Source organism: Proteus columbae, assembly GCF_009914335.1.
Taxonomy (GTDB): Bacteria; Pseudomonadota; Gammaproteobacteria; order Enterobacterales; family Enterobacteriaceae; genus Proteus.
Genome location: NZ_CP043925.1, coordinates 2,677,061 through 2,689,109, shown reverse-complemented (window position 1 = coordinate 2,689,109; position 12,049 = coordinate 2,677,061). Strand labels below are relative to the sequence as shown.

The window sequence follows — 12,049 nt, the reverse complement described above, 5'->3', positions numbered from 1 at the left end:
GAGTGATTGAATGAAACTAGGATATAAACGGCTTATTGCTGTTATCATTATTTTTTTGCTAACAACGCCAATTTTAGTCTGGATCGCAGATAAAATTTGGCCTCTCCCTGATCCTGAACCTCAAATTGCGACGATTGTTACAGCGCAAGATGGTACTCCTCTTTGGCGCTTTGCCGATAAAGAAGGGGTATGGCGTTATCATGTCAAACTCGCTGATGTCTCTCCTGAATATTTAGAAGCTTTAATCACTTATGAAGATCGCTGGTTTTATCAGCATCCTGGTGTTAACCCGATGGCGATATTACGTGCGGCGTGGCAAGACCTAAGTTCAGGAAGAATTGTGTCAGGTGGAAGCACGTTATCAATGCAAGTAGCTCGCCTTATTGATCCTCACTCCCGTACTTTAGGGGGGAAAATCAAACAGCTTTGGCGCACCTTGCAATTAGAGTGGTATTACTCAAAAGATGAAATTCTGGAAATTTACCTCAATAGAGCACCCTTTGGCGGTACGTTAGAGGGCATTGGAGCTGCAAGTTGGGCTTATTTAGGCAAATCACCCGCTGATTTATCTGCGGGAGAGGCGACATTAATGGCTGTATTGCCACAAGCACCAAGTCGTTTACGACCAGATAGATATCCTGAACGTGCTCAAGCTGCCAGAGATAAAGTATTAGATAGATTGGCTGAGTATCAAATATGGCCACAAGAAAAAGTTGATGAAATCAAAGAAGAGCAGGTTTTATTAGCGCCAAGGCAAACACCACAATTAGCACCACTGCTGGCTCGTCGTATGTATAACGAAAAGCGAGAGCCTGTTATTACCACCACGATTGATATCAATATTCAACGACAACTCGAAGATATTGCGAATCAATGGAAGTATCAATTAGCGGATAAAACATCCTTAGCCATTCTAGTTGTTGATCATACGGATATGAGTGTGAAAGGGTATGTTGGTTCTGCTGATTTTAATGACAATTCGCGCTTTGGCCACGTCGATATGATTAGCGCATGGCGTTCGCCAGGTTCAACATTAAAGCCATTTATTTATGCACTCGCATTAGATGAAGGGCTTATTCATGCAGAATCACTCTTACAAGATGTTCCTCGTCGATTTGATAATTATCGCCCTGGTAATTTTGACTCTGATTTTAATGGTGCGGTCAGTGCCAGTGAAGCACTAAGTCGTTCTTTGAATTTGCCAGCAGTACAACTTATCGAAGTGTATGGTGCAAAGAAATTTGCAGCGAAATTGCGTCATAACCATCTTGAAATGCGCTTTCCTTATGGTTCAGAGCCAAATTTAGCGCTGATCTTAGGAGGAACTGCAACACGAATGGATGAGCTTGTTTCCGCCTTCAGTGCATTAGCAAGGCAAGGAAAAACAGCACCGTTGCGTTTTAAGCCGGAACAAATAATAGAAAACCGAGTGTTGATGTCACAAGGTTCGGCATGGATTGTCAGACGCATATTAGCCGGAGAAGCCAGACCTCGCCCAGATAGTGCAATTTCACCCGTTGTTCCTTTAGCTTGGAAAACAGGGACAAGTTATGGCTATCGGGATGCGTGGTCTATCGGTGTGAATGCTCGCTACACCATTGGTGTTTGGGTGGGCAGACCTGATGGAACACCTGTTGCAGGGCAATTCGGCTTTGCAACGGCTGTCCCTATTATGAATCAGGTCAATAACTTATTAACTGGCTATTTCTATCAAAATAAACAAAGACCACCTACTGATTTACGTCCTAATAGTGTAACAGCAGCAACAATCTGTTGGCCGACAGGTAAGGCATTACCTAAAGAAGATAGTAACTGTCGAGTTAGTCGTCGAAGCTGGATCTTAGATAACACTATTCCGCCAACTTTATTGAATGATAGCCAAGAAGGTATTTTGGGGATCAACGAAAAAATTTGGTTAGATGATGAAGGTAAACGCACTGGGCCTAATTGTCCTAACGCAGAGTTAAAAGATATTGCTTTATGGCCGATAGCATTAGAAGCATGGTTACCTGAAAAAGAGCGCAGAGCAAAACGACTGCCACCGATTTCTGAAACTTGCCCACCAATTAAAGAAGATATTATTCCCTTGTTTATCTCGGGTATTCGTGCGGGTGATTTATTAAGGCCATTACCTGGTGAAACTAATCTCGAAATAACAGTTTCTACACAAGGAGGAAGTGGTATGCAATGGTGGTTTTTAAATGGTGAGCAAATAGGTAAAACAGAAAACGGAGAAACATTCTCTTATTTATTAGAGAAACGAGGTAAATATCAACTTTCTGTGCTTGATCTAAGTGGTCAAACGGATATGGTTAATTTTATATTTCGTTAAACTAAATCAATGGAATAAACGAGAACTGAGGGATTTTTCACTAAAATAGGTTTTTTAATAAAGATAATTAGACTATTTATCGAGTGTCATTTCGGTTCTTTTTTATTCTTATTTTCAAGTTTGAACATGGAATACGTCAAAAATGTGATTAGAACGATAATTTATAACTTTTTTGCCACAGTTTCTTAAAAAAAAGGATATTCAATCTGTGCAATTTATTTTTATCCTCCTATAATCGAGCCCTATTTTTTGCAGGGAATGCGGTTTTTGATTCGTTTTTCCATGATCTGCGATAAAAGAGATAACAAAAGTTATCATTAATAAAATAATTTAGAGGTAAGACATGGCTATTCAGCGCACATTTTCTATTATCAAACCAAACGCAGTGAAAAAAAATGTTATCGGCGCTATCTATCACCGTTTTGAAAGTGCAGGTTTTAGCATCATTGGTGCTAAAATGTTGCATTTAACGCGCGAACAAGCTGAAGGCTTTTATGAAGAACACAAAGGCCGTCCTTTCTTTGACGGTTTAGTTGAATTTATGACTTCTGGTCCAATCATGGTTCAAGTGTTAGAAGGTGAAAATGCGATTCAACGTCATCGTGATCTGATGGGCGCAACTAACCCAGACAACGCATTAGCGGGTACATTACGTGCTGATTACGCTGATAGCTTTACTGAAAATGCGGTACACGGTTCAGATTCAGAAGCTTCTGCTGCTCGTGAAATCGCATACTTCTTCACTGAAAACGAAGTTTGCGCGCGCTAATTTATTAGCATCTCTACGCGAAAAACAGTACAATGCGACGCCCTGTTTGATAATTAACAGGGCGTTTTTTATTATTGTTTATTATACAAATATATAAGTATCCCATTAGCATCAATGCTAATGCAGGCCGCATAGTGTAACAACGAGGCAATGTCATGACCCAATCTACCACTCCAGCGCCAAGCGCTTCTGTCGCTGTTTCTAAAGAAAATACTGTGAATCAAAAAACTAAAATTAATCTGTTAGATTTAAATCGTAAACAGATGCGTGAGCTTTTTGTCTCTATGGGCGAAAAACCTTTCCGTGCTGACCAAATTATGAAGTGGATGTACCACTACTGTTATGACGATTTCGATCAAATGACCGATATCAACAAGGTGTTACGCAATAAATTAAAAGAAATTGCTGAAATTAAAGCACCTGAAGTTTCTGAAGAACAACGTTCAACAGATGGCACGATTAAGTGGGCAATTAAAGTTGGCGATCAACAAGTAGAAACTGTGTACATTCCAGAAGATGATCGCGCAACATTATGTGTTTCTTCACAAGTGGGTTGTGCTTTAGAGTGCAAGTTCTGTTCAACTGCACAGCAAGGTTTTAACCGTAACTTGAAAGTGTCTGAAATTATTGGGCAAGTTTGGCGTGCAGCTAAAATTATTGGCTCATTAAAAGAGACAGGCCGTCGCCCTATTACTAATGTCGTGATGATGGGAATGGGTGAGCCATTACTAAATTTAAATAATGTTATTCCAGCGCTTGAAATCATGATGGATGATTTTGGTTTTGGTCTATCTAAACGTCGTGTTACTGTCTCTACATCAGGTGTTGTACCTGCATTAGATAAATTAGGTGATGCTGTGGACGTGGCTTTAGCTATTTCATTGCATGCTCCAACTGATGAAATTCGTGATGAAATCGTTCCAATTAACAAGAAATACAACATTGAAATGTTTCTTGAAGGTGTTCGCCGTTATATTGCTAAATCAAACGCGAACCAAGGGCGAGTGACGATTGAATATGTCATGCTTGATCATATTAATGACAGCACAGATCAAGCTCACCAATTAGCCGAGCTTTTAAAAGACACGCCGTGTAAAATTAACTTAATTCCATGGAATCCGTTCCCGGGTGCGCCATATGGACGTAGTTCTAATAGCCGTATTGACCGTTTCTCTAAAGTATTAATGGAATATGGCTTCACGACGATTGTACGTAAAACCCGTGGTGATGATATTGATGCGGCTTGTGGACAATTAGCTGGTGATGTTATTGACCGTACAAAGCGTACACTGAAAAAACGCCAACAAGGTGAACTAATTTCAGTAAAAGCAGTCTGATACAGTTGGATATCTCTTTCTTTGTGAAGTGTATTACATAATTACAATGTAGAGAGAACAAGGATGAATATATTTGAGGAATAAAACGATGATAAGGATATCATCAGTAGTTATAACTATTGGCTTGATGCTATTGACACTCGGTTGTCAATCATCAGCCAATCAAGAACGTGTTGCAGTGTCTACACGTTTACAATTAGGTGATGCTTATTTAGCTGAAAGACAATATCAAATAGCGCAATATCATTTCCAAAAAGTGTTATCAGTGATGCCAAATCATCCTGATGCGAATTTAGGAATGGCATTAACATCGCAGTTATTGGGAAATTCTATTCAAGCGTTAGATTATTACAAATTAGCGATGAACTCGAAGCCAGTAAATGTTAATGTATTAAGGCTTTATGGTAATTTCCTTTGTGAACAAAAACTATTAAACAATAATAGTGTGTTAATTGAGGATATACCGCCAGATTATTTGGTCTGCCAGCAAAGTGATAATAAAATATCAAAAAAATCGCGGTGATATACGTTAAGGTACTTTGTGCTTTTGCGAGTTCATCAATGTTAAACATCCAATAGCCACAGTGCCTAGATTGCTAATGAATACTGAAAACAAAACCGAAGAAGTGAAATTAACAGCAGGTCAACTTTTACGTCAGGCACGAGAAAAAGTAGGGCTAACACAACAAACTGTTGCTGATCGACTTTGTTTGAAGTTATCAACAGTGCGCGACATTGAAACAGATTCTGTTTCTTCTGATATTGCACCCACATTTTTACGCGGATATATGCGTTCTTATGCCAAGCTCGTTGGTGTTCCTGAAAAAGACATCCTTGGTTTTATCGACCAACAAGCGCCTGTTAAACAAATTAGAATGACAACCACACAAAATTACTCATTAGGCAAACGTCATAAAAAACGTGAAGGTTGGCTGATGAAAATCACTTGGGTGATTTTGATTGTTATGATTGCATTAGTAGGTGTTTGGTGGTGGCAAGGTCATCAGGCGGATCAACAAGAATTAGTCTCTATGGCATCTCAAGACGTAGGGCAAAATAGTACACAAGAAAACACCAACACGATAGATTCTCCTTTGGCAACCTTAGATAATATGTCAACATCTGAAGGTGATAATTTACAAGTATCTGCGCCGCCATTAGTTGATAATCAGGCTAATAATGTCGCTACATCACCAACGACTGAAACGACATCACCAGCACCAACAGAAGTGAGAACGGTTCCATTACCAGTCTCACCGCTAACAACATCAACAACTTCTCGAGCAAATTCAACGCAAGAATCTACTTCATCGGAAGCACCTGCTATTGCGAATCAATTGGTTCTTATGTTTGATGGTGAATGTTGGTTAGAAGTTCGTAATGCTCAAAATAAAGTCTTATTTAATGGTATTAAGAAAGCGGGTGATCGTTTGGAATTTGATGGTGAGCAACCTTATAAACTAAAAATAGGCGCACCTTCTGTTACTCGCTTACAGTTTAATGGTGAATCTGTTGATTTAAGCCGTTTTACTGGAAAAATAGCGAAAATAACAGTACCGAGCGCTTAATCTGACTACACATTTGAGCAAGCATGGAAGCATGGGAGAATTAATCAATGCATAAAGAATCACCTATTATTCGTCGAAAATCGACACGAATTTATGTGGGCAATGTACCTGTTGGTGATGGCGCTCCTATCACGGTACAGTCGATGACAAATACACGAACAACAGACGTAGAAGCGACTGTTCGCCAGATAAAATCTCTGGAACGTGTTGGGGTGGATATTGTTCGTGTTTCTGTACCCACAATGGATGCTGCGGAAGCATTCAAATTAATTAAGCAACAAGTTAATGTGCCTTTAGTCGCTGACATTCATTTTGACTACCGTATCGCATTAAAAGTCGCTGAATATGGTGTTGATTGTTTACGTATCAATCCGGGTAATATTGGTAGTGAAGAACGTATTCGCCAAGTTGTTGATTGCGCTCGTCACAACAATATTCCTATTCGTATTGGTGTAAACGGTGGTTCACTTGAGAAAGATATTCAAGAGAAATACGGAGAGCCAACACCTGAAGCGTTAGTTGAATCGGCAATGCGCCATGTGGATATCCTTGATAAACTGAATTTTGAACAATTTAAAATCAGTGTAAAAGCTTCTGATGTTTTCCTTGCAGTTGATTCTTACCGTTTATTAGCGAAAAAAATTGATCAACCACTGCATCTTGGGATCACCGAAGCCGGTGGCGCAAGAGCGGGATCGGTTAAATCTGCGATTGGTCTTGGGATCTTATTATCAGAAGGTATCGGCGATACATTAAGGATCTCATTAGCTGCAGATCCAGTTGAAGAAGTTAAAGTCGGTTTTGATATTCTTAAATCCTTACGTATTCGTTCTCGTGGAATTAACTTTATCGCTTGCCCAACGTGTTCTCGTCAAGAATTTGATGTTATCGGAACAGTCAACGAATTAGAGCAACGTTTGGAAGATATCATCACACCTATGGATGTTTCTATTATTGGTTGTGTTGTTAATGGACCGGGTGAAGCTGAAGTTTCAACGTTAGGTGTAACTGGCGCTAAAACACGAAGTGGTTTTTATGAAGATGGCGTGAGACAAAAAGAGCGTCTTGATAACGTTAATATGATTGATTTATTAGAAGCAAAAATTCGAGCTAAAGCATCAATACTTGATGACAGTATGCGTATAAATATAAATCAGCTGGACAAATAATACTCAAAAAACTGGCTCATTAATCTATGAGCCAGTTTTACTATTGATTTCACATTGAATACTGATTGATTTCGCTTCTATAATCAGCCTAACAATCAATTAATAACTATTAGAGAAGAAAAGTGGCACAAAAAATCCAAGCCATTCGTGGTATGAACGACTATCTACCTGCTGACACTCGTGTATGGCAGAAAATTGAAAATACGCTAAAACAAATTTTAGCGGGTTACGGCTTTAGTGAAATCAGAACACCTATCGTAGAGCATACCCCTCTATTTCAGCGAGCAATTGGTGAAGTGACCGATGTTGTTGAAAAAGAAATGTATACTTTTACCGATCGTGGCGAAGATGCCCAAAGTCTGACATTACGCCCAGAAAACACAGCAGGTTGTGTTCGTGCGGGTATCGAGCATGGTTTGCTTTATAACCAAGAACAACGTTTATGGTATTTAGGACCAATGTTCCGTTATGAGCGCCCTCAAAAAGGTCGTTATCGTCAATTCCACCAGTTAGGTGCAGAGGTCTTTGGTCTACAAGGACCAGATATTGATGCGGAATTAATTATGCTAACTGCGCGTTGGTGGAAAGCGTTAGGTATTGCAGAACACGTAACATTAGAACTTAACTCTATTGGTTCATTAGAAGCGCGTGCTAAATATCGTGAAGCGTTAGTTGCTTTCTTAGAGCAGCACGTAGATAAGTTAGATGAAGACTGCAAACGTCGTATGTATTCTAACCCATTACGTGTTTTAGACTCAAAAAATCCAGAAATTCAGACTTTATTGAATGATGCGCCTGAACTTTTCGATTATCTTGATGACGAATCAAGAGCGCACTTTGATGGTCTTTGTGCTTTATTGGATGCTGTCGGTATTACATATCGCGTTAATCAGCGTTTAGTTCGTGGTTTAGACTATTATAACCGTACTGTTTTTGAGTGGGTAACTAGCGCATTAGGTTCACAGGGAACCGTGTGTGCGGGTGGCCGTTACGATGGCCTAGTGAAGCAACTTGGTGGGCACCCAACACCAGCAGTTGGTTTTGCTATGGGGATGGAACGCATGATCTTATTAGTTCAAGCGGTTAACCCTGAATTTGTTGCAGATACTAATGTCGCTGATGTTTACCTTGCTTCATTTGGCGAAAAGAGTCAAAGCGCAGCATTAATGCTGGCTGAAGAAATTCGTGATCAATTACCAACATTACGTTTAATGACGAATCATGGTAATGGTAACTTTAAAAAGCAGTTAGGGCGTGCTGATAAACAAGGCGCTAAAATTGCTCTGATTTTAGGCGAAGATGAAATTAATGCCGGCACTGTTGCAGTGAAAGATTTGCGTTCAGGGGAACAAACAATCGTTGCTCGCAATGAGCTCGCTCAGCAATTGACTCTGTTATTAGGTTAAGGAGAGACTTGTGGAAGTTTATAGCACCGAAAACGAACAAGTTGATGCAATTAAACAGTTCTTTAAAAACTACGGTTTAACTATTGTTTTAGCCGCTGTTATTGGTTTTGGTGGTGTGTTTGGTTGGAAATATTGGCAATCACATCAAACAAATCGTCTGCAAGAAAGTGCAGGTGCTTTTGCAACAGTCAGCGAGGCACTTGCTAAGCCTACGCCTGAAAATATTGCATTAGCTGAAAAATTTGTTACTGAAACGAATGATATTTATGGCGCTTTAGCTTCATTAGAGCTAGCCCAAATCGCTATTGATGCTAATGATTTAGTCAGTGGTGAACGTCATCTAACGAATGCTGTGGCAAAAGTAAAAAATGACGCATTTGCAGATATGCTTAATCTTCGTTTAGCTCGTGTACAATTAGCATTAGATAAAACAGATGCTGCTTTAGTTTCGTTAGAGCAAGTGAAAGGCAAAGCATGGAATGGAATGAAAAATTATATCCGTGGTGATGTCTTAGCGAAAAAAGGCGATAACACAGGTGCTACAACCGCTTATCGTAGCGCATTAACTGATGAAAATGCGGGTGCTATTCGCTCACTGGTTGAACTTAAACTCAATAATTTATCCAATTAAAGGGATCTTCAGACATGCAACTGCGTAAAACTCTCCTGGTTGGTCTACTAGCATCTGCTTTGTTGGCAGGATGTTCTAGTGAACAGGATAATGTGACAATGTCTCCATTGCCTGAGGTGCAAAGCCAATTTACACCTAGAGCTGTTTGGGACAAATCAGTTGGAAATGGTATTGGTAAATACTATTCTCACTTGTCACCAACATGGGATGGCGCAGTTGTTTATGTCGCTGATCGCCATGGTTTAGTGAAAGCATTAGATGTAGAAACAGGTAAAGAGCTTTGGTCGCAAGATCTCTCTATTAAAACAGGTTTTCTTTCATCCAATGAGTCCGCATTACTTTCTGGTGGGCTAACAGTTTCAGGCACTCGCGTTTTTGTGGGAACTGAAAAAGCGAAAGTATACGCACTGAACACTGAAGATGGCTCCATTGATTGGGAAGCAGATGTCGCTGGCGAAGCCATTTCAAAACCTGTTGTTAGTGATGGTTTAGTACTTATTCATACCAGTAATGGTATGTTGCAAGGACTCGACTTGTTAAGTGGTGAGATTTCTTGGACTATTAACTTAGATACTCCATCATTATCTCTTCGTGGCGAGTCTGCACCTGCTGTTGCTTATGGCGCAGCTATTATTGGTGCAGATAATGGCCGTGTCAGTGCAGTTGTTCTTTCTCAAGGGCAGTTGATTTGGCAACAAAATATTTCACAAATTAAAGGCTCTACTGAAATTAGCCGATTAAATGATGTGGATATCACACCGATTATTGATGAAAATACTGTTTATGCAATGGCGTATAACGGTAATTTAGTTAGCCTTGATATGCGTTCTGGACAAATTCTTTGGAAACGTGAGTTAGGCTCAGTCAATGATATGGTGCTGTTGGGTGATAATCTTTACCTTGTTGACCAAAATGACAGAGTTTTATCTGTTCGTAAATCTGATGGTGTGACATTATGGACACAAGAAGATTTATTGCATCGCAATTTAACTGCTCCGGCTATTTTTGATGGTTATTTAGTGGTTGGTGATGCAGAAGGTTATCTCCATTGGATTGATACCAACACAGGTAAATTTATTGCGCAAAACCAAGTGAACAGTTCAGGCTTATTAAGTCGCCCTCAAGCGGTACAAGATAAACTGATGATCCAAGCTCGCGACGGTAAGCTTTATCTTTATAGTCGGTAATTAATTGCTGACAAATCTATTTATTTTACGGCTCCTTTAAAGGAGCCGTTTCGTCTTTTTAGTAATTACATGTAAAATACAATCAGGTTTGTGATTGTATTTTTATGAGGCATCAAAAAATGATACCCGTTATTGCCTTAGTAGGGCGCCCTAACGTGGGTAAATCCACGTTATTTAATCGACTAACACGCACAAGAGACGCATTAGTTGCCGATTTTCCAGGCCTCACCCGTGACCGTAAATATGGTCGAGCAGAGTTAGAAGGCGAAGAATTTATTATTATTGATACCGGTGGTATTGATGGTGCTGAAGAGGGTGTTGAAACCCATATGGCATCACAATCGCTACAGGCTATTCAAGAAGCCGATATCGTACTGTTTTTAGTTGATGCTCGTGCGGGCTTGATGCCAGCAGACCAAGGTATTGCAAAACACCTTCGTGGTGTTGAGAAAAAAACATATTTAGTTGCGAATAAAACTGACGGTATCGATATTGATACTGCATTAGCTGATTTTTACTCTTTAGGATTAGGCGAAATCTTCCCAATTGCTGCATCTCATGGCCGTGGTGTTGCTCAATTGATTGAACAAGCACTCTTACCAATTACGGGTAAAGTGGTGGAAGAAGAGCTAGAGCTGACTGAAGAAGAAGAAAATGCGGCTTATTGGGCTGCATTAGAAGCAGAACAAGAAGCACAAGCGTTAGAAGAGGAAGAAGACGACTTTGACCCTTCTACATTACCGGTAAAATTAGCGATTGTTGGTCGTCCTAATGTCGGTAAATCAACATTGACAAACCGTATGCTTGGTGAAGATCGTGTGGTTGTTTACGATATGCCAGGTACAACCCGTGACAGTATCTATATCCCAATGGAACGTGATGAGAAAGAATATATCATCATCGATACAGCGGGTGTTCGTAAACGTGGTAAAGTAAAAGAAACAGTAGAAAAATTCTCTGTTATCAAAACATTACAAGCCATTGAAGACTCTAACGTTGCATTGCTGGTTATTGATGCCCGTGAAGGTATTTCAGATCAGGATCTTTCATTATTAGGTTATATCCTGAATGCAGGTCGTTCATTAGTCATTGCTGTTAATAAATGGGATGGCATGACACAAGACGATCGCGAACAAGTAAAAGCCATGCTTGATCTTAAACTAGGCTTTGTTGACTTTGCGCGTGTTCACTTTATTTCTGCATTACATGGTAGTGGCGTGGGTAATCTTTTTGAATCAATTCAAGAGGCCTATGTCTGTGCAACGCGTCGCGTAGGAACTTCTATGCTAACTCGCATCATGAAGATGGCAGAAGATGATCATCAGCCACCAATTGTTCGTGGACGTCGTGTAAAAATGAAATATGCACATGCCGGTGGTTATAATCCACCTGTTGTAGTTATTCATGGTAATCAGGTCACTGATTTACCAGATAGCTATAAGCGCTATTTGATGAACTATTTCCGCCGTACTCTGCAAGTGATGGGTACGCCAATCCGTATTCAATTTAAAGAGGGTGAAAACCCTTATGCGGATAAGAAAAATAAATTAACACAATCTCAGTTGCGTAAACGTAAGCGTTTAATGTCACATTTGAAGAAATCGAAATAAGTTAATTTAACGTCAAAAAAATAAAAACTGAGTTCAATTT

The 12,049-nt window shown here is 39.8% G+C and carries 10 protein-coding genes; all 10 read left to right on the top strand.

From position 1 onward, the window contains the following. Positions 1-10: 10 nt before the first annotated feature. A complete protein-coding gene (gene pbpC / locus F1325_RS12890) occupies positions 11-2,332 on the top strand; it encodes a peptidoglycan glycosyltransferase PbpC (RefSeq protein ID WP_109370961.1) in 2,322 nt (773 codons plus the stop codon). Between the two features lie 343 nt (positions 2,333-2,675). After that, a complete protein-coding gene (ndk, locus tag F1325_RS12885; RefSeq protein ID WP_023581630.1) occupies positions 2,676-3,101 on the top strand; it encodes a nucleoside-diphosphate kinase in 426 nt (141 codons plus the stop codon). A gap of 155 nt (positions 3,102-3,256) precedes the next feature. Next, on the top strand, positions 3,257-4,438 hold the full coding sequence (locus F1325_RS12880) for a bifunctional tRNA (adenosine(37)-C2)-methyltransferase TrmG/ribosomal RNA large subunit methyltransferase RlmN (RefSeq protein WP_023581631.1): 1,182 nt from the start codon (positions 3,257-3,259) through the stop codon (positions 4,436-4,438). 88 nt (positions 4,439-4,526) lie between these two features. After that, positions 4,527-4,961, top strand: a complete 435-nt coding sequence (locus F1325_RS12875; protein ID WP_109370959.1) for a hypothetical protein — start codon at positions 4,527-4,529, stop codon at positions 4,959-4,961. A gap of 76 nt (positions 4,962-5,037) precedes the next feature. Then, positions 5,038-6,006 carry a cytoskeleton protein RodZ gene (gene rodZ / locus F1325_RS12870; RefSeq protein WP_109370958.1) on the top strand — a complete coding sequence of 323 codons (969 nt, stop codon included), beginning with the start codon at positions 5,038-5,040 and terminating at the stop codon, positions 6,004-6,006. A gap of 47 nt (positions 6,007-6,053) precedes the next feature. Next, the gene (gene ispG, locus F1325_RS12865; RefSeq protein ID WP_160230550.1) at positions 6,054-7,175 is read left to right on the top strand and encodes a flavodoxin-dependent (E)-4-hydroxy-3-methylbut-2-enyl-diphosphate synthase; all 1,122 of its coding nucleotides are present in this window, start codon (positions 6,054-6,056) and stop codon (positions 7,173-7,175) included. Positions 7,176-7,297: 122 nt separating this feature from the next. Further along, positions 7,298-8,581 carry a histidine--tRNA ligase gene (gene hisS, locus F1325_RS12860; RefSeq protein ID WP_036912557.1) on the top strand — a complete coding sequence of 428 codons (1,284 nt, stop codon included), beginning with the start codon at positions 7,298-7,300 and terminating at the stop codon, positions 8,579-8,581. Positions 8,582-8,591: 10 nt separating this feature from the next. Then, entirely contained in the window at positions 8,592-9,212 is a 621-nt protein-coding gene (locus F1325_RS12855) for a YfgM family protein (protein WP_109370956.1), read from the top strand. Between the two features lie 14 nt (positions 9,213-9,226). Continuing rightward, on the top strand, positions 9,227-10,399 hold the full coding sequence (gene bamB / locus F1325_RS12850; RefSeq protein ID WP_109370955.1) for an outer membrane protein assembly factor BamB: 1,173 nt from the start codon (positions 9,227-9,229) through the stop codon (positions 10,397-10,399). A 119-nt stretch (positions 10,400-10,518) separates the two neighbouring features. Continuing rightward, positions 10,519-12,009: a ribosome biogenesis GTPase Der gene (gene der / locus F1325_RS12845; RefSeq protein ID WP_098942308.1), complete on the top strand. Its 1,491-nt coding sequence runs from the start codon at positions 10,519-10,521 to the stop codon at positions 12,007-12,009. Positions 12,010-12,049 lie beyond the last annotated feature (40 nt).